The organism is [Clostridium] hylemonae DSM 15053 (assembly GCF_008281175.1).
GTDB classification, from domain to species: Bacteria; Bacillota; Clostridia; order Lachnospirales; family Lachnospiraceae; genus Extibacter; species Extibacter hylemonae.
Genome location: NZ_CP036524.1, coordinates 585,089 through 603,883, shown reverse-complemented (window position 1 = coordinate 603,883; position 18,795 = coordinate 585,089). Strand labels below are relative to the sequence as shown.

Here is an 18,795-nt window from a genome sequence, read left to right as displayed (position 1 = left end):
ATCATTATAGAGGAAGTATTCTCGTTTTACAAGATATTCTTTAATTACTCACTTTTCATTTTAGTCCAAATCTTCTGTACAAGCCTGCATAGCTTCCATTACTGCATTCCTGAACCCGAACGCCTCCAGCCTTTTTACCATTTCAATCGTAATACCTCCAGGTGTGCATACCTGATTCTGCAGCGCCGCCGGATGCCTTCCTGACTTTAGCACCATCTCCGCACTTCCCTTTACTGCCTGGGCGCTGAACTTTACCGCCTGGTCCCACGTAAACCCTTCTCTTGCCGCTCCGTTGGCCATAGCGTCAATGAGCATAAATACCATGGCAGGCGAACTGCCTGTTACCGGGATAATACCGTTCAGCTTACTTTCATCCAGCTGTTCTGCAATACCGAAGCCGCCGATCAGGCCCATCAGTGTATGTACTTCTTCCTCTGTTACATTATCATTTGCAACCACTGCTGTAACTGCCGCCCCCACAGTAGCGCACGTATTCGGCATGGTTCTGACAACTTTTACATCACTGCCTACATGCTGATGCACTTCCGCGAGAGTTACGCCTGCCGCGATCGTCCAGATGATCGTACCATTCGCCCTGACGGTCTCTTTAATCTCCTCCAGCACTGCGGGATAGAGTTCCGGCTGAATCGCGATCAGAAGAATATCTTGTCCCGCCGCCTCTTTGTTATCGGCAGTCACACAGACCCCTATATTCTTTTTCGCACGTTCCCTGCTCGCCTCAAACTTATCGGCCGCTGTGATATCCTCCGGATTCATCAGCTTATTATTTACAATTCCCTCCATGATCGCACTTGCCATCAGTCCACATCCAATTACACCTAATTTCATTGTTATTTCTCCTTTCAAATTCATCCTTTATGATACTTTTTTCATTGCTCTTTTGAACATCGTAAAGCTGGTATACACAACCACTGCAATGACCAGCCATTGAAGTGTCGATATTGACATCGATTTTACAAGGTACACCGCGACCGCCACACCAAATATGCCGCCCACGGTCAACCCCAGAACTGCATGGCGGTCGACCAGCCCCTGTTTCAGACTCATAAGTCCTGTTGTCGGTGTGGAAACGGCGCCTGTACACATCATGATCGGAAATGATACAAGCGGGCTCATTCCAAGCATATACACCATACACATACAAGGGGTGAAGTTACCAACACCAAAGCAGAGTGCCACACCAAATATAAAGTTGCCAACACAGGCGATCACCAGCTTGATGCCTGTAAGTCCGATCGCGTCACCGCCCGACGGCAGGAATCCCACTTTTCCTCCGAACATCAGAAGTGCCGCAGTCAGCAGCGCTGCCGCCATAACGATCGTCACTGTTTTCTCAGATATTTTAGAGACAATACGGTTCCCTATCGCCGCTCCGATGACACCGCAGATCACAACCGGTATCAATGTTGTGAATTCCACTTCTACTGAACTGGTAAATAAAAGCGCCTCAAATATAACAGGAATTGCGACGCCCGCATTAAGTGTCCCCGGTATTTTCTTATCTTCCACCAGCCGGAATAATCCATATGCGGTAACCGTAGTCGCAAAAGATCCGATCCCCAGCGCGTCAAAAAAGTTTACGACAAGACCTATCACATAATGAAGAAACGTTTCTCCTCTCGAGACCCCCTGTTCTTTATTCTTCATATAATCTTTGACAATGATCACTCCGGCTATGACGGCATATGCCACCAGAATAATCTGTATAATTCTTAAAATCATATCCCTGGTCTCCTTTACAGCCACATAATATGAGCCCTAAATCACAAAGCCTGGAGCGATCCTCAGTCATCAAGGGTTAACCCCCCGGCCGGCGATCAAGATCCGGCATCCCGGGTCAAACGCAGACAGCTTTGAGGCAAGCTCTTTCATGTCTGAATCACTGGGTGTCTCCACATCACTGAGAATATATTCTTTTCCTAACTTGCGGTAAGTTTCAATGCCAAGTCTGTGATAAGGAAGAAGTTCTATATCGTTGATATTTTTAAGGTTTCTGAAAAAAACGGCCGTCATCTCCATGTTTTCTTCCGTCATATTAACCGTTGGAATACATGGGATCCGTACATGTATATTCCCCTTAAAGGAATCATTCAGCCTGCGGATGTTCTCCTTGATGCCTGCATTGCTGACACCTGTATATTTTCGATGAAGTTCTTCATCCTCTATTTTAAAATCTACAAATACGGTATCCAGATAAGGCAGAAGTTTTTCCAATGCCTCATAAGAACCAAACAAGCTGGATTCAATTGCCGTATTGAGTCCGTCTTCTTTACATCCCGCCAGGATATCTCTCACAAAATCCGACTGCAGCATGACTTCCCCGCCGCTGATCGTCACCCCTCCCCCGGAGTGAAAGAAAAAGACCTCATCCTTTCTGATTTCCTTTAAGATGCTCTCTGGGGTGGCATCATACCCATAATCCATCATGCATTCCACAAGCTGTGACTCCGGGGTAGAGCACCACTGGCATCTGAGCGGGCACCCTTTTACGTACACGACCGTCCGAAGCCCTTCCCCATCATAAATGGAAGATTTCTCTATTCTCAGCACCTTCCCTGTCCGTGTTCCCATAACTCCCTCCTGTCATCGTTCCTTACGCTGCGCTGCCGCATCCGCAGAAACTGCTCTGGGCGGTTCTGGAAATGATCTCATCCTGGACATCTTTTCCAAGTTCTGTAAAATACGCTGTGTATCCGGCTACCCTCACCAGTAATCCCCGATAATCTTCTGGTTTCTTTTGTGCCGCAAGTAAGGTCTCCCGGTCGATCACATTGAACTGCACATGGTAAACCCCAAGGGTACACAGACTCTTAAGCAGAGCCATAAGCTGCTGAATGCCATTTTCTGTCTTCACCATATCCGGCTCCAGCTTCATATTCAAGAGTGTTCCCTGAACATATCTGGCATGCGGAATACTTGCCGCTGATTTGAGAACTGCTGCCGGTCCGCTTACATCCGTTCCGCCGTTGGGACTGATCCCGTCCGCTAATGGCGTCCATGCTTTCCTTCCTGACGGAAGCGCTCCCACATCCTGCCCAAACGGTGTATTTCCGGATACGGGGAGTATCCCTGGCGTCATCTGTCCAAATTTACTGTGGTACTGCTCGATCTCATCTGCTATAAAGGTAAGCATATGGCTGGCGATCTCATTTACTTCTTCATCATCATTTCCATATTTACGGCACTTCTGACAAAGTTCACGTATCTCTTCATATCCTTCAAAATCCGCATTTAAAGCGTTTACCATATCTTCCATACTGACCAGTTTTTTCTCATAGACCAGTTCCTTTACCGCTTCCATACTGTTAATCAGATCCGCCACGCCGATCAGGATAATTCCGTTGCCGGCATTATATTTGGCCCCGCCCCATGCATAATCCTTTGCCTGTTCTACACACTCGCGGAAGGATAAGGAAAGGGCCGGAACCACTCTGTCCATACAGATATCATCAATCACATGGCTCCCCTTTACACATGCCTGGATGGAAAATTTCAACTGCTCTTTCACTGCATGTTCAAAATCGCCATATTCCGTAAATGAAGCCGGATCACCGGTCTCTGCGGATACTTTTCTGCCACTTTTCCGGTTTACTCCGTTTGTCATGGCAAATTCAATCATTCCGCCCAGATTAATATCTGCAAATGCAGAGTAATGGCGGAGCCTTCCTTCCAGGTTCGTCTCTACACAACCTGCCGGATTCCAGTCAAATGCTTCTTTTAGAGGTATTCCTTTGTTCATCAGCATCCGTATCCCCACATCATCATTGTGGAAAGCGGGGAATCCTGTCCCAAGGCTGATCACTTGTGCAATTTTTTTCAAAAATCTATTTGGATTTTTTGCCATGCTGTATCTGACCGTCAGATTGGGCTGATATAGCTGTACATCCTCTGTTGCCTGCAGCATCATATAGGAAACATCATTGACCGCGTCATTTCCTTCACTGTCGATCCCCCCGCAGCATAAGGTCTGGAACATGGGGTATCCTGCTGAATATCTCGCCGTTGTGGCGTCCTGGAACACACATGGCTCCGCAAACTTTACCCACAGGCATTCCAAAAGTTCCAGTCCTTCCTCTTCCGTGATCGTGCCTTCTTCAAGGTCAGATTTGTAATATGGATACAGGTACTGATCCATTCTTCCCGGGTTATACGCTGCCGCATTCTGCTCCATAAAGATAGAAATATGGTAAAAATAGAAGGACTGTAATGCCTCCTGAAAGCTTCTTGCCGGATATCTTGGAACACGGCGGCATGTTCTGGCAATGGTAAGAAGTTCTGATCTTCTTTCCGCATCTTCTTCCTCCGCGGCAAGCCTGTCGGCTTCATCCGCATACCGCTTTGCCATCATGCAGATCCCTTCTGCCGAGATCAACAATGCCTGCAGATAATTGTCCTTATCAATAGCCCCTGGTTCTGTAAGGTCCAGCGCTTCCCGCTCTGCCTTGACCGTATCCATAATACTTTCAATTCCTTCGTTAATGATCTGCGTATAACCTACCGTCGTCTCGCCCCAGCCCCGGACGGCCTTCTTATCGATATACACCTGTCCCGTATCTCTTAGGTTCCTGCAGTCTTCCGGAATCTGCTTAAGCCATGCTTCATATGTAGAGCGCCCCTCCCAGAATGGTTTTATAACATCCAGGAACATCTGCTTATCCTCCGGCCTCAGATAAAACGGGTCATACTGTCTCTCATTGATCGTCTCAAGCTCTTTGTCCAAAATAGACCAGCAGGTGTCGGCACTTAGTATGCCTCCCCGCATCTTACTGCCCGCACATCCTACGATAAGTTCTTTTTCCCAGATCTGTACGGTCTTTTCCATACATTGCCTGCGAAACGACTTTGCCTTCTGAACAGCCAGCGGCTCCCCTGCTGTTTCCCGGAAGCTCTCTGTCAGTATCCTGGCGTTTTCCAGATCCATCTCCGGGGTGGTATTGACCACACGTTCTTTCATGAATTGGATTCTTTCCCGCTGCTTTTCATTCATGATACAGCTCCTCCTTCATTAAAATACTTTGTTAACAGGATTGAATATGTTCATCCTTTTATTTGATAAAATTATATCGTTATAATTTTCACATAACTATAATGTGCAGCTCAGTAATTATGAAAAAATCCACAAGAAAATCCATGCAGAATATAAAAATATCCACATTTTCCGGTGCAATCAAAAAAAGCCGTCACACACATTTTTCCCCAAATGTGTATGACGGCTTTCAGCCTCACATTAAAATATATTATTTCTATAATCCTTGGGCGTCATTCCCGTCTTTTTCTTAAACGTCTGGATAAAATGACTCGTATCATTAAATCCTACTCTAAAAGCAATATCCGTTACTGCAAGATCCGTATTGCGCAAAAGTTCCATTCCCATTATCACGCGGTAAGAAAGCAGGAAATGAACAGGCGTCTCTTTGATCGTATCCCGGAAACATCTTCTGCATTCTTCCACGCTCACGTTTGCCACTTCTGCTATCTCATTCAATGTTATGGCATCCATATAATGGTCAATGATAAACTGCATCATCTTTTTCATTCGTTCTTGTCTTCGTATATAAGAAACCGATACTTTCCGTACGCTGCCTTCTATATTTTTAATGATCTGAAGCCATATATCTACAAGTTTTACCGACACCTCGTATTCAAATGCAGTTTCCCCGACATTTCCAAAAACCTCCTTAAGTTCCGTGAGCCTGGACAGTATATGTTCATCCTCCTCTGTCCCCTTTCGGATCAGAAGCGCCGGAAGGACATAATTATTCAAATACGGCAGCACATAATTCTGTTCCATTCTGCTGCCCGCAAAAAATCCCAGAATCTTTTCCGGAAACATGAACCCTACGTATTCTCCATCCTCCGACATATCGGTCGTCACGTGGATGAGTCCCCCGTTAATAAAGAGCGCTTCCCCTTCTTCCAGGTGATACTCATTCCCTTCAACCTGCACTTTAAGACTGCCTTTACTGACATAAGTAAACTGGATCTCATCATGCCAGTGAATGTCGTGAAACCCGCGGCCTTTGGGGAAAATATCATTTTTCGTTATGGTGTGCATACTGACCGGAAATGCCTTGTCACAATAACTGGGATTTTCCCGCATCCCTACATTCAAATCTACTTTATCTGCCATTGATCCATTTCCTCCGTACGTAACAAAAAAGAATTATATTAATTATACGTATTACAAAACAAAAACACAACTTTTTAATTTTCATGGCCTCCGCCTGCGGGACGCGGTTTAATTCATGCTTCCCTGATAGAACGAAAAAACCGGAAATCAAAGATTCCCGGCTTTTTGTATAAAAGGCGCCAACCAGAATCGAACTGGTGATAGAGGTGTTGCAGACCTTTGCCTTACCGCTTGGCTATGGCGCCATATTGAGCACTTGTATATTATAACAAATGCCCACCTTATAGTCAATATTTTAAAATCCTAATTCTTCATTTACAAGAATTACTTTTATTCTTTTAGGAACTTTTGAAAATCTCGTGATCATGATCTGGCAGCAAATCGTATCCGGTGATTTACAGTCAAAGCACATACCGTTTTTACAGCACGGCGTATCAAGGTCAAACCGTTCTGCATTGATCGGCGCCGCTTCGTTCCTGGCGCGTGACACCGCATCCTCCACCGACTTGACCGCCTTGTTCATCCCAACGATCATCACTACACTCCTCGGACCATACGCTATGGCAGATACCCTGTTGGCATTTCCGTCTATATTTACCATCACACCATCTTCCGTGATCGCGTTGGCGCTCGTGATGAAGAAGTCACAGTCGTATGTAGCCAGTTCTACCTGACGCTTCTCTTCCGGTGTCTTACAGACGTCCCGGTTGAACACCTTATAATTTCCTGTGCAGACCGCATCCTTCAGACCTATTTCCTTTATAGACATGGAGCCGCCCCATCCTACAGAGCTGCCTTCTGGTATTAATTCCAGCGCTTTAGCGAGGGCCTCTTCCTTCGTCTGCGCATAATAACCTTCCATGTTGCGCGATTCCAGACCTTTGATGATACGCGCTCCCAGCAGTTCATTTCTTTTCACACGATTAATATCCATATCGTTCCCTCCTTTTTATTATATTCAGTTCCTGCTATATTATAACACATTTCTCAGGGGACAGGGGAAAATCAAAAAGGGACAGGACGAGGCGGGGTTGGGGACGGGGGAAATTTAAATTTCCCCCGTCCCCAACCCCGCCTCGTCCTGTCCCCTCTTTAGTTCTTCTGCATCTTAATGATATAGAACGCCACCATGATCCTTGTCCTGTTTTCATTGCTGAGTATATCATACCCGAGCAGATTTTTTATTTTATTCATCTTGTAAGTAAGTGTATTCTTATGACAGTACAACACTCTGGATGTGTTCAGTATACTGCATTCATTTTCAAAGAATGCCTCCAGCACCTTTGTGTACTCTGTCCCGTTATCTGCGTCGTATGCGAGTAAAGCTCCGAGTGTCTCCTGTACGAAGGACGGATATATTTCCGTATCATTTACATCTGCCAGTATTTTGTATACACCCAGCTCTTCATATACGAGGAAGTTTTTGTTGATTGCGGTCTTTGTAAGCTGGTATGCCGTGTATGCATTGTGGTACGACTTGGATATATGCTGCATGTCTTCCTCCTGGGAGCCGATCCCGACATAAATATTGTGGTCCTTCCGGCATAATGCTTCCATTTTTTCTCTTATTCTTTTCCGGTCGTACCCGGCAAATAATATGATCAGCCTTCCCTTTTCCTCGTATACAATTCCGCTTTTCAGCGCATGGTTCAGCGACTTATGAAGATTTGAAAGCCTCTCGTTTCCATTTTCGGTATCGTACGTGTGGCAGCTGAGCATGACGATCAGATAGCTCATGTTTCGGAAGAATCCATTCCGTTCCAGGTGGCTTGTATAAGACTCTTCATTTTCCGGATAAAATACCGCATTTTTCAGTGCTGCTATCAAATTCGTATCCCGCTGCTCGTTGCGCAGTAAAATAGCCGAAAACATCCGCATGATATCAATAAACGGCGATGCCATGGTGGCTGAAAACAGGGGAAAGCGTATGCTGTTGCAGTATGCTACCGTCTCCTTTGCAAACATATGTCCCTCGTCCAGCGCGATGATCAGTCCGCCTGCGTGTACCTTATCCAGCTCTTTTATAAACTGTATAAGCCACTCTTCGGACGTATAGTGCAGTCCGGAGTTAAATACAAGCTCATCCCCGTGAAGCAGCGACACGAAGCTTACTTCCTCCACCATATGGATCCAGTCTATCATCCTGCGGAAACAGCCTGACGTGTGTAATTTTATATCATACTGCGGCTTAATTTCCGCATATAAATCTTCTAATTCTACTGCCATATCCGTTCCCTCTTTTCCTGTATTACCTTAAATTATACTTTCTTTGTGCTTCAAGCACAATCATTTATTGATTTTATGTATTCTGAGACTATTTTAAATCATTTTATTACATGATATATTGTACCTAGGATACAAAATAATTAGTTGACCCCGATTTTGTAGTTCCTAATCCAATCTCTAGATTATACAATCAAAAGGACCCTGAAATATATTTCACGGGTCCTTTTAAATTGTAATATCATATTGACAAACTCATTGCATATATGCTATTTTAGTAGACAATTCATATGAGCAGGAGGTACGTTTATGTTTTCCATTCATTTAAGATAAGCCGTTAAGAAATGTAGTCCCATAAGGGGATTTTTTCTGATGCTTATTTTGTGTGAATGGAGATGCGGCAGAGTCCCCTTGACGGAAAGGGAAGTCTTATTTTTACGTACCCATTTATGTTGAACATGCAGCAGGCAGATATCCTCCGGGACATTTGTCTGTTTTTTAATAAAAGAAATGAGGTTAATATGAAAGACTGGAAGAAAAAAAGTATTTTGTTTCTCGTGAGCCAGAATATCAGTTTGTTCGGCTCCTCTATCGTAAGTTACGCGATTACATGGTATATCACGCTGGAAACTTCCTCAGGGATCTGGATGACGGCATCTATTCTGTGCAGTCTGCTGCCACAGCTTTTTATATCACTGTTCGCCGGTGTTTGGGCGGACCGCTATAACCGCAAGTATCTCATTATGTGCGCGGATGGGTTTATAGCATTGGCCACTCTTGGTCTTGTCATTATGTTTTTTGAAGGAAAGGCTTCTCTACCTATGCTCATGGTCGTCTCCGCCATCCGCTCCGTCGGCGCCGGTGTCCAGACACCTGCCGTGGGCGCGCTTCTGCCGCAGATAGTGCCGATGGAAAAGCTGACGAGGATCAATGGGATAAACCAGACATGCAGCTCTCTGCTCATGATGGTCTCACCCGCGGTCGGCGGCGCGCTCCTCGGAGCAGCCGGAATCGTCTGGGCTATGATGGCCGACGTTATCACAGCCGCAATGGCAATCTGCGTCATGGCATTCTTGAAGGTGAAAAAACCAGAGTCCGAAGGCGTGCTTTCCATGTGGCACGATTTGAAGGAAGGCATCTCCTATACGACAGGACATCCTGTCGTGTCCCGTATTCTTATATTTTACGGAATTGCCTTTTTTCTCATCACGCCCGCGGCCTTCCTCTCGCCGCTGCTCGTTGAGCGGATTTTCGGCAGTGAAGTATGGCGTCTGTCCGCCAATGAGATCATATGGACGGCCGGCTCACTCGCGGGAGGCGTCTATGTCTCCTGGAAAGGCAGTTTTAAAAACAAATGGCTCGTGATAGCAGTATCCTATATCGGGTTCGGAGTTACCTTTGCCCTGCTTGGCATCAGCCCGTATTTCTGGATGTACCTGGCCGTCATGTTTATATCCGGTGTCTTCATGCCGTCCCTTGCCACTGCATCTACAGTTATGCTGCAGGAAGAAGTGGAAGAACAGAGACTTGGAAGAGTCTTCTCTGTCTTCCAGATCATCTCCGCCGCAGTGATGCCGGCAGGAATGCTCCTGTTCGGCCCTATGGCGGACTGGATCGACATCAGGTGGATCATGGCAGGCAGCGGACTGCTGCTGGCCTTGACCGGGGTATTCCTCCTGAAACACAAAAGCTAAAGGGGACAGGATAACACGTGGTTGGGGACGGGGGAAATTTCAATTTTCCCCGTCCCCAACCACGTGTTACCCTGTCCCCAACTGTTTTTTCCGTTCTTTCCAGTCCGGAAGAAAGCTGTCCATCAGCTGTTTAAACCGCTTATTATGGCTCGGCTCCAGCAGATGGCACAGTTCATGTACTATGACATATTCCAGGCACGCCTCCGGATAGAGCGCAAGACGCCTGTTCAGGCGGATACGCCCGCTGTCCACGCTGCAGCTCCCCCATCTTGTCTTCATGTCCCTCAGCGTCCAGCCCGCAGCATGCACGCCCATAACCGGCTCCCATTTATCCACATATTTTTCCACATTTCTGAGCATAATGCCAAGCTGCTCCTGTGTCACCCCGGTACCGCGCTCCTCCTGCTGCCTCTGCTCTGCCTGCAGCATACGGCCGCGGGCCCGCTCGATCCAGCCGGCCTTGGAATTGACAAATTCCATTATCCTTTTTGTGGATATCTGCCTCGGCGCCGTGACGAGTATCCTGCCGTCCGGCGGTTTTATGTAAAGGTTGATATTTTTTACCTTCCTGTATTCTATTGTCACTGGTATGCCATTTACCTCATGTATCATGTTCTTTCTGTCACTCCCTCGTCAGCTTCTTGATCCAGTTTCCGTAATGAGATTCGAGATACGCCGGCACACACTTGAATATCTGGTCCGCGTTGAGACAGCACACAACGACTGCCGGCGATGCTTTCACCACAAAGGCCATATAAAGGGACAGCGGAATGACGATCATCCATATGCTGACCAGATCCATCTTAACAACGAACACAGCGTTTCCCCCTCCCCGGATGATTCCGTTATTTGTCGGCATCTGATAGGACATGCCCGCACAGACAACACTCAATATAATGAGAAATGTATTTGCCATATCTTTGGCGGCCGGTGAAAGATCGTAGAGCGACAGCACCGGAATCCTTATAAAGTACAGCAGTACCGCAGACGCCGCGCCAATGACAAGAAATATCTTCTGGAGCCTGACGGCGTACCGCTTCACAAGCTCCAGATCTCCAAGCCCTACTGTTTTCCCAATGACGACAGAAGCCGCGGACGACGCTCCGGCCGCCGCCGACTTCACCATGAGAAAGCTTGTGGATGCCACACTGTTTGCCGCAAGGGCCGCCGCGCTCATATGCCCGAGTATCACAGTCTGAAGCGCCGTATTAAGCCCCCACAGCCCCTGTACCGCTACCATAGGAAGACAAACTTTAAAATAATCCATGCTCAGGACCGGATCTCTCTGAACATATCCTCTGATCGTAAGCTGAAGATTCTTTTCCTTTTTCACGATATATGTAATCAGCACCGTGCACTCCACGATCCTGGCTGTCAGCGTCCCGACGGCCGCCCCGGCTGCGCCAAGCTGCGGCGCGCCAAAGCGGCCGTAGATAAACACATAATTAATACTGCAGTTGATAAAAAAAGTCATGACAGACAGATATAAAGCTATCTTTACAACCTCCACGCTGCGCAGTGTGGCCAGAAGGATGACCGTAACCGCAAAGAAAATATATGTAAAACGTACAATGTAAAGATATTTTACTCCCTCCGCGATAATCGACTGTTCTGTAGTAAAGAGTCCGACAATCTGCCCCGGTCTCAGGCTGACTGCTGCAAACAGCAGCGCCGCAATAACAAGTGCCGTCCTCATGGCCGAAGCCGATATCATCTTCATCGGCCCTGTCTGCCTTCTGCCCCAATACTGGCTGCAGAAGATAACAAGCCCGTCCCCAAGCGCCATCAGAACCTGCTGGTACACAAACTGGATCTGATTGACCGCGGCCACCCCTGAAAGCGCCGTCTCACTGTAGGCGCCAAGCATAATATTATCTGCCAGATTCACACTCAGAGTGATAACATTCTGCAGTACAAGCGCTGTAAATATAGAAAAGAAATTGCGGTAAAATGCTCTGTCTTTTGTCAAAATGGTCTCTGTGCTCCTGTTTTTTATTTATTCTCATGTAAGGATACGCGGTCATAACAGCTCCCCCTTAACCAGGCCGTTCCGTTCCTTCCCTGCTCATATTATAGCAGAACCTGGAGCAGGAGGAATACTGTTTCATAAAAAACTGAAATCTACATATGCGGCACTGCCAAAAAAAGAAGGCTGTCCGCCTTCTTTAATCCCACTGGTTAAATGCATTCAGCATGCTGTGCACATCCTCTTCCACCTCATGCCTCACAATATCGGTAAATCCCATTTTAAATGCATTAAAAATAGCCTGATGCCGTTTGCCCGCGTGAAACAGGATCCGCTGCAGCTTTTCCGGCCCAAGTGAATAGAACAGACAGTACCTGTAATGCAGAAGATATCCTTCCAGGCTCTTATACATACGCAGAATATACGGATTACATGAAGCCGTCACAATAAGGGAATGAAACTTATGATCGATCTCAGCATAATCATTGGGATTCAGGTCGCTGTTGCTCCCATTGCATACCGCAACATACTGCTTTGTGAGAAGTTCCAGCTCTTCCATCTGCTTTGACGTGATCCGGATAACAGCAAGCGATGCGGCAAATCCCTCCAGCGCGCTGCGCGCCTCATATAGATTATAGCCGTCCTCCTTCGTCATCCATGACACTGCAAGCATCTTACCGCTCCTCTTATAGACCAGGCCGTCTTTCTCAAGCCTGGACAGCGCACTTTTTACCGGACTCCGGCTGATTCCAAGCTCCTCTGCGATCTTACTTTCATTCAATCGAGAATCCGGAGGCATCCTTAACTGAATGATATCATTATACAGTGATTGGTATATAACGTCACTCAATACGAGAAACGGATTTTCCGCAAGCATTTTGTCCAGTTCACTCTTATTCATTAAACTTCCTCCCTTCTTAGATCGTCTATTAATGTCATAATAGTATCACATTAAAGTTCATTCGTCACAATATTCCTTCTTTGTTTTTAAATTAACAATACATTAAATTTTATTTTCAGATACTTTTTTCGTCAAAACCGCTTTTTTATAAATCCACTTATATTGTGCTGAGACGTTTTCGGGTCCGCTTCTGTGCAATTTTGTGATTTCAGACAGATCCCGGCTAAATTTTGACACCTTTCTCCCTCATCGTATACCCTTATACTATTCAAAACGTTTTGACCGCGACTATGCAAATGTACAACAGAGGAGGGAAGCTATGGAAAACAAACAGCACAATACAAACAAATGGATCATAAACTGCATCCGCTATGCCGGCATGTATGTGGGCGCCATCATCGGAGCCGGCTACGCCAGCGGGCAGGAGACACTGCAGTTCTTCGTCAGCTACGGATATGTAGGCATAATCGGCACATTGATCGCCATCGTCTTATTCGCCTGGTACGGGACGATGTTTATGGAACTTGGCCACAAACTGCACACTAATTCGCACAAAGAAGTGTTTACTTATCTGTGCGGCCCGAAAATCGGCGCCGTGTTTGACTGGATACTCGTCTTCTTCTTATTCGGCGTATTGTCGATCATGATCGCCGGGGGCGGAGCTTCACTGAACCAATACTTTGGGATCAACCTTATGGTCGGACGGATCATCATCGCTGTGCTCACTGTCGGAACTGTGATCCTCGGATTCAATTCCTCTTTAAACGCACTTGGTTTTCTGTCACCGGTCATTGTCATTGCCACCCTGGCCATATCTATCGGCACGATCTGCACGAACTTCGGCGGCATTGCGGATGCAGGCGCCAGAATGCAGAATCTGGAGATCGCAAAGGCTACGCCATTTTGGTGGTCTTCCGTATTCATCTACATCTCCTACTGTGTCCTGCCGGCAGTACCTGCCCTGGCATCTATCGGAAACAGCGAAAAAGATGGAAAAGTGATCCGCAGATCAGGCATCCTCGGCGGATCCCTTCTCGGAGTCGCTATCCTGTTTATGGTCCTTGCTACACTGTCCCGTATCGTGGATGTATCTGCCATGGAAGTTCCGTTCCTGGAAGTGGCGCGCCAGATGAGCCCTGTCATAGGCGGCATTTTCGCATTTATTCTGCTGTTTGCCGTCTATACGACTTCAGTACCCATCTTATACGGCTTTTCCATCCGTTTTGCAGAAGACGGCACGTCCAAGTTTAAGATCCTGACACTTGCAGCCGGCTGCATTGCCTTCGCCGCAGGGCTCGTACCGTTCAGCAAGCTGGTCGGCACTGTATACCCGCTGCTTGGCTATCTCGGCCTTGTCATTATGGCCGTAGGCTTTTATAAGACAGTGATAAAACGTAAAGATATCAAAACCATATCAGAAACCGATAAGGAAGGAGTAAAAACATATGAAACAGACAGCGAAAAAAAATGACTGGGTGAGGATCATGCAGATCATCCTGACCCCTGACGAGAGACTCGATTCACTGCCCGAGAGCACAAAAAAAGTCCCTTTAAAATGCTGGATCAACGGTTTTCTGCTGGATGACACGGCAGAGGCAGGAGACAACGTGACGATAGAAACACTCATAGGAAGACAGGTAAGCGGAACACTGTACGAGGCATGGCCGCAGTACGAACACGGCTTCGGGCGGCAGCAGCCCGCTCTCATACACGCAGGAAATGAAGTGAGAAGATTAATGAAGGAGGCGGATAAAAATGAGTAATCAGGCAGTAGAAGAAATCACGGGTAAAAACAAGGACATTCTGTTTCATTCAGTAAATATCAATTATGATGAGTTCAAAACCGGACGTCTTGCATGGGACTATGAAAAATTTATGGACATTGTCGGGCTGTCCATGGACGACATACGCAAAATAGCCGCCGAGGTCTATGTCGGTAATACGCCGCTCGTGGAACTTAACAATATCAACCGCCTCGTCCGTTCGATCTCAGAGCCGGGTAAAGGCGCCAGGATCTTCTTAAAAGACGAAGCCAACAATCCGACCGGCAGCTTTAAAGACCGCAGAGCGCTGCTGCCCGTATACGAAGCAAAGAGAGCAGGATACCCGGGCGTCATCGCCTCCACGAGCGGCAACTACGGGGCAGCCGTGGCCTCTCAGGCAGCGCGCCGCGGCCTGAAGGCTATTATCTGCCAGGAAGTCTATGACGATGCGGGAAACGGCCAGCCGGAATCCCTTGAAAAAGGGCGGGCATGTGAAGCATACGGGGCTGAAGTACAGCAATACACCGTCGGACCGGAAGTATTTACATACGTCATTCTCAAGCTGCTCGACGACCTCGGATACTTCAGTGCATCGCTGTATCTCCCTTTCAGCATCGCCGGAATTGAGACCGTAGGCGTAGAAATAATGGAACAGACCGTAAAGCTGACCGGACGGCAGCCTGACGTCGTACTCGTCACCCACGCAGGCGGCGGCAACTTTACCGGCGCGGCAAGAGGTCTCAAAAAAGCGGGATACACCGGAAAGACCGTAGGTATCTCTGTCAACCTTGCCGACCTCGACTCCCATGATGACGCAGTCTTCGCCCGGAAATCATTTTCTACAGGCCACACCGGCTACGGCTTTCCGTCACTCTACAACCCGGAGAGCGTAGACGTGCCGCTCAACGCTGCCAGACCGCTCAGATATATGGATGAATTCTACACCGTCACTCAGGGAGAGGTATACTATGCCACTGAGCTTCTCAACCAGCTGGAAGGACTGCAGAGAGGCCCGGCCGGAAACACCGGACTGGCCGCGGCGATCAGCCTTGCCAGGGAAATGCCGGAGGACCAGATCATCGTCGTTGAAGAATCCGAATATACCGGCGCCGGCAAAGCCCATACAGCACAGCTGACTTTTGCGGAGGACCATGGGGTAGACGTAAGAATCGGAACGCACGAAGAAGAGATCCCCGGCACCAACATTATCATCCCCGCCTCCCCTGCCGACATAAAGACGATTCCGGTAGATTTAGAACAGATGCGCCGGGAATATCTGAAGGTCAATGTAAAGCAGCGCGGTATCGATGATCTGACACCTGAAGAAACCGCGTATCTTGCCGCAGAAATGAACATGGATACCGCGGGCGTTAAAAAAATGCTGGAAGAATTACATATCTCCGTGGCTTGAAAAAGCCGTATTCGTATATAGGAAAATACTGCCTGACTCCCCCCCTTCGTCAGGCAGTATTTTTCTGATTTTACGGCTTCCTCCTCTGGAGCCATTCGTTTTTATCAACTTATTATTTCAACATATTTTCAGTTTACTTTTACCGGTCAGGCACTTATCATAAAGGTAGCTGCCGCGTTATCCGCCTTACAATAAAATACAAAAAAGAGAAATGCCTTATAAATCTAACGATAATCTAACAAAGCAGATGCTATGATGGCTTCAGACACCGGTCACACATACAAGACCGGAAACTGAAAAAGGAGATTATCATGAAATATAAGAAATTCAGACAAATACTGGCAGCCGCACTAGCGGCGGCCCTGCTGGCGGGCTGCGGTACTCCGGCATCTGATAACGGCCAATCACAGAACGCGGCGTCAGAAGCCTCCAAAAGCAGCGCCAAAAAAAGGAGCGCCACAGTGGGGGAACTTGCAGACTACTTTGTGAAGGCAGCGGACGGTTATAATGCTTCTGTGAACCGTGAGGAAATACTGGAAGGACTCAAAGCCTCCGAGAAAGCAACAAGGCTTGAAATGCTGGTGCTAGCCGCAAGGGCGTTCGGAGAGCTCCCCGAACCCGGAGCATACGCCAAACTGACAGCAGCTTCGGCGCCGGATATGTCAGACGTGCCGAAATGGGCCGGCGACTCCCTTCAAAATATGGCGTCAAAAGGTCTGCTGGCCGCTTCTGACCTGGAGGCCGGCGATAAAAAAGATACCGCTTCCATAAAGGATGCCGCAGCGATCGCGGCGAGATTCTACGCATTTTATGGAAATAATCTAAAAGACGATTTTTATACTTCTGTCAACCAGCAGCAGTTAAATACGCTCCCGATTCCAAAAGGACAGGAATCTGCGGGAGGTTCGGCCTCCGTCTCCGCCAATACTGACAAAGAACTGAAAGACTTGATCACGGAGCTCATAAACAATAAGAAGGAGTATGCAAAAGGAAGTATAGAACAGAAAATACGAGATCTGTACGAAACCTGTGAGGATAGAGAAACACGTGACAAAGAAGGAATCAAACCCTTGAAAAAATATCTGGATGCGGTAGATAAAGCGGATTCTTTTTCAGAGTTGAATGCGGCGATCGCCCGGGCCGTGGATGAACTGGGAATGTATGCAAACGGTTTATTCTTAAGTATCCCGACGACAGATTTAACAGACAGTACGGTAAAGGTCCTCCAGCTCATGACGCCGGCATCCGAACTGCCAGAAGAAGAATATGACGATCCGGATGGGAAGGCGTATAAGAAACATAAGGACGAGCTTACAGAAAAGCTCACAGCTGTCGGTGAAAAAAAGGAAGACGCCGAGCGGCATGCCGAAAATATAATGAAATTTGAGAAAAGTCTGGCGGCGCATATGAGCGAACAGGATGACTCCGGCGAGATCAAAGAACAAAAATATTATACGCCGGAAAGTCTGGATAAAATGATGCCACACGCAGAAATCGGCGTATTTTTATCAGCGATCGGACTGCGGTCAGATGTGAAAATGCTCGTATTTGATGAAAAGCAGTTTGAAGAATATACGAAATGGTTTAAAGATAAAAACCTGGAACTGTTCAAATCCTTAGAGAAGATAGCATTGCTTGAAGGCTTCAGTTCTTTACTCAGCTCAGACCTGGCAGGAAAATTCGGCTACACAGGTGTGGAATCCGGCGATACCGCTGTACAGAGCTACCTCCCTGAAGAACTCGGGAAGTTATATACCGACCGGTATTTTAATGCCGATTCAAAAGCAGAGATCGAGAAAATGGTCCACATGATGATCGACACTTTCAAGGACCGGGTTACGCGGCTGGACTGGATGTCAGACGAGACAAAAAAAGAGGCGCTGAAAAAACTGGACTCTCTCACCGTGCTCATCGGTTATCCTGATAAATGGGAATTCAGCAATGCCAGGATCAGGGGCTTAGAAGAAGGCGGAACCTATTTTGAAAATGCGGCGGCCTGCGAGGCGGCTAAGCATAAGAGACAGATGGAAGAACTGAACCAGCCCGCAGATCCGCGCAGATTCGCATTATCTGCTTTTATGGTCAATGCGGCGGCAAACCGCAATACGAACACACTCATCTTCCCTGCCGGAATTCTGCAGGCGCCATTCTATGACAGGAACGCTTCCTTTGAACAGAATCTCGGCGCAATAGGCAGCACGATCGCCCATGAGATCACCCATATATTTGATGACGGCGGGGCACAATATGATTCCAGAGGGAATTTGAACGACTGGTGGAACAAAAAAGACTACAGCCACTTTAAGAATCTGTGCAAAAAGGCAGAAGAATTCTATAACGGAAGGGAAGTGGTCCCGGGAGCCGGCGCAGACGGCAGAGAAAACCTGAGCGAAAATATTGCGGACATCGGCGGTATCGCCTGCACGCTGGAGATTCTTTCCAAGATGAAGGACCCGGATTATGACGCGTTCTTTAGAAGCTATGCAAATCAATGGGTGAAAGTGGCAGATTACAGCACGCTGGCCGAATCAACAGAGACAGATACCCATGCGCCTAATAAACTTCGGTGCAATCTGGTGCTCACAAACTTCCAGGAATTCTATGACACATATGGAATCAGCGAAGGAGACGGCATGTATACCGCTCCTGAGGAGCGGATCCAGATCTGGTAACGTCATACTTATAA

Annotated in this window: 15 protein-coding genes and 1 tRNA gene; 5 read left to right on the top strand and 11 right to left on the bottom strand. The window is 47.3% G+C overall.

Annotated elements, in window-relative coordinates:
* Nucleotides 1–60: 60 nt before the first annotated feature.
* The 8 genes from proC to LAJLEIBI_RS02810 all read right to left on the bottom strand — a co-directional run bounded on the left by proC (nucleotide 61) and on the right by LAJLEIBI_RS02810 (nucleotide 8,377).
* Nucleotides 61–849 (bottom strand): pyrroline-5-carboxylate reductase, encoded by a 789-nt coding sequence (gene proC / locus LAJLEIBI_RS02845; RefSeq protein WP_040435933.1) that lies wholly within the window; start codon nucleotides 847–849, stop codon nucleotides 61–63.
* Nucleotides 850–876: 27 nt separating this feature from the next.
* Nucleotides 877–1,743: a sulfite exporter TauE/SafE family protein gene (locus tag LAJLEIBI_RS02840; protein WP_083790660.1), complete on the bottom strand. Its 867-nt coding sequence runs from the start codon at nucleotides 1,741–1,743 to the stop codon at nucleotides 877–879.
* A 69-nt stretch (nucleotides 1,744–1,812) separates the two neighbouring features.
* Nucleotides 1,813–2,592, bottom strand: coding sequence for a glycyl-radical enzyme activating protein (locus LAJLEIBI_RS02835; RefSeq protein ID WP_006444727.1), 780 nt, complete (start codon nucleotides 2,590–2,592; stop codon nucleotides 1,813–1,815).
* Between the two features lie 22 nt (nucleotides 2,593–2,614).
* The gene (locus LAJLEIBI_RS02830) at nucleotides 2,615–5,008 is read right to left on the bottom strand and encodes a glycyl radical protein (RefSeq protein ID WP_006444726.1); all 2,394 of its coding nucleotides are present in this window, start codon (nucleotides 5,006–5,008) and stop codon (nucleotides 2,615–2,617) included.
* 240 nt (nucleotides 5,009–5,248) lie between these two features.
* Entirely contained in the window at nucleotides 5,249–6,151 is a 903-nt protein-coding gene (locus LAJLEIBI_RS02825; RefSeq protein WP_006444724.1) for a helix-turn-helix domain-containing protein, read from the bottom strand.
* 174 nt (nucleotides 6,152–6,325) lie between these two features.
* A tRNA-Cys gene (locus tag LAJLEIBI_RS02820) sits at nucleotides 6,326–6,396 on the bottom strand.
* 50 nt (nucleotides 6,397–6,446) lie between these two features.
* On the bottom strand, nucleotides 6,447–7,085 hold the full coding sequence (locus LAJLEIBI_RS02815; RefSeq protein WP_006444722.1) for a lactate utilization protein: 639 nt from the start codon (nucleotides 7,083–7,085) through the stop codon (nucleotides 6,447–6,449).
* Nucleotides 7,086–7,243: 158 nt separating this feature from the next.
* Nucleotides 7,244–8,377 (bottom strand): helix-turn-helix domain-containing protein, encoded by a 1,134-nt coding sequence (locus LAJLEIBI_RS02810; protein WP_006444721.1) that lies wholly within the window; start codon nucleotides 8,375–8,377, stop codon nucleotides 7,244–7,246.
* Between the two features lie 518 nt (nucleotides 8,378–8,895).
* Here LAJLEIBI_RS02810 and LAJLEIBI_RS02805 point away from each other — a divergent pair.
* The gene (locus tag LAJLEIBI_RS02805; protein ID WP_040436013.1) at nucleotides 8,896–10,068 is read left to right on the top strand and encodes an MFS transporter; all 1,173 of its coding nucleotides are present in this window, start codon (nucleotides 8,896–8,898) and stop codon (nucleotides 10,066–10,068) included.
* 66 nt (nucleotides 10,069–10,134) lie between these two features.
* Here the strand turns inward: LAJLEIBI_RS02805 and LAJLEIBI_RS02800 are convergent, their stop codons facing one another.
* The 3 genes from LAJLEIBI_RS02800 to LAJLEIBI_RS02790 form a co-directional block, all read right to left on the bottom strand.
* Nucleotides 10,135–10,680 carry a M48 family metallopeptidase gene (locus LAJLEIBI_RS02800; protein ID WP_006444719.1) on the bottom strand — a complete coding sequence of 182 codons (546 nt, stop codon included), beginning with the start codon at nucleotides 10,678–10,680 and terminating at the stop codon, nucleotides 10,135–10,137.
* Between the two features lie 10 nt (nucleotides 10,681–10,690).
* On the bottom strand, nucleotides 10,691–12,037 hold the full coding sequence (locus tag LAJLEIBI_RS02795) for an MATE family efflux transporter (protein ID WP_006444718.1): 1,347 nt from the start codon (nucleotides 12,035–12,037) through the stop codon (nucleotides 10,691–10,693).
* A 196-nt stretch (nucleotides 12,038–12,233) separates the two neighbouring features.
* Complete coding sequence (locus LAJLEIBI_RS02790) at nucleotides 12,234–12,935, bottom strand: GntR family transcriptional regulator (RefSeq protein WP_006444717.1); 702 nt, start codon at nucleotides 12,933–12,935, stop codon at nucleotides 12,234–12,236.
* A gap of 319 nt (nucleotides 12,936–13,254) precedes the next feature.
* Here LAJLEIBI_RS02790 and LAJLEIBI_RS02785 point away from each other — a divergent pair, with 319 nt between their 5' ends.
* The 4 genes from LAJLEIBI_RS02785 to LAJLEIBI_RS02770 all read left to right on the top strand — a co-directional run bounded on the left by LAJLEIBI_RS02785 (nucleotide 13,255) and on the right by LAJLEIBI_RS02770 (nucleotide 18,781).
* A complete protein-coding gene (locus LAJLEIBI_RS02785) occupies nucleotides 13,255–14,406 on the top strand; it encodes a YkvI family membrane protein (protein WP_006444715.1) in 1,152 nt (383 codons plus the stop codon).
* Nucleotides 14,381–14,698 (top strand): 2-amino-4-oxopentanoate thiolase subunit OrtA, encoded by a 318-nt coding sequence (ortA, locus tag LAJLEIBI_RS02780; RefSeq protein WP_006444714.1) that lies wholly within the window; start codon nucleotides 14,381–14,383, stop codon nucleotides 14,696–14,698. Before LAJLEIBI_RS02785 ends, ortA begins: the two co-directional genes overlap by 26 nt.
* A complete protein-coding gene (gene ortB, locus LAJLEIBI_RS02775; RefSeq protein WP_006444713.1) occupies nucleotides 14,691–16,109 on the top strand; it encodes a 2-amino-4-oxopentanoate thiolase subunit OrtB in 1,419 nt (472 codons plus the stop codon). Before ortA ends, ortB begins: the two co-directional genes overlap by 8 nt.
* A 311-nt stretch (nucleotides 16,110–16,420) precedes the next feature.
* Nucleotides 16,421–18,781, top strand: coding sequence for a M13 family metallopeptidase (locus tag LAJLEIBI_RS02770; protein ID WP_006444711.1), 2,361 nt, complete (start codon nucleotides 16,421–16,423; stop codon nucleotides 18,779–18,781).
* Nucleotides 18,782–18,795: the final 14 nt, after the last annotated feature.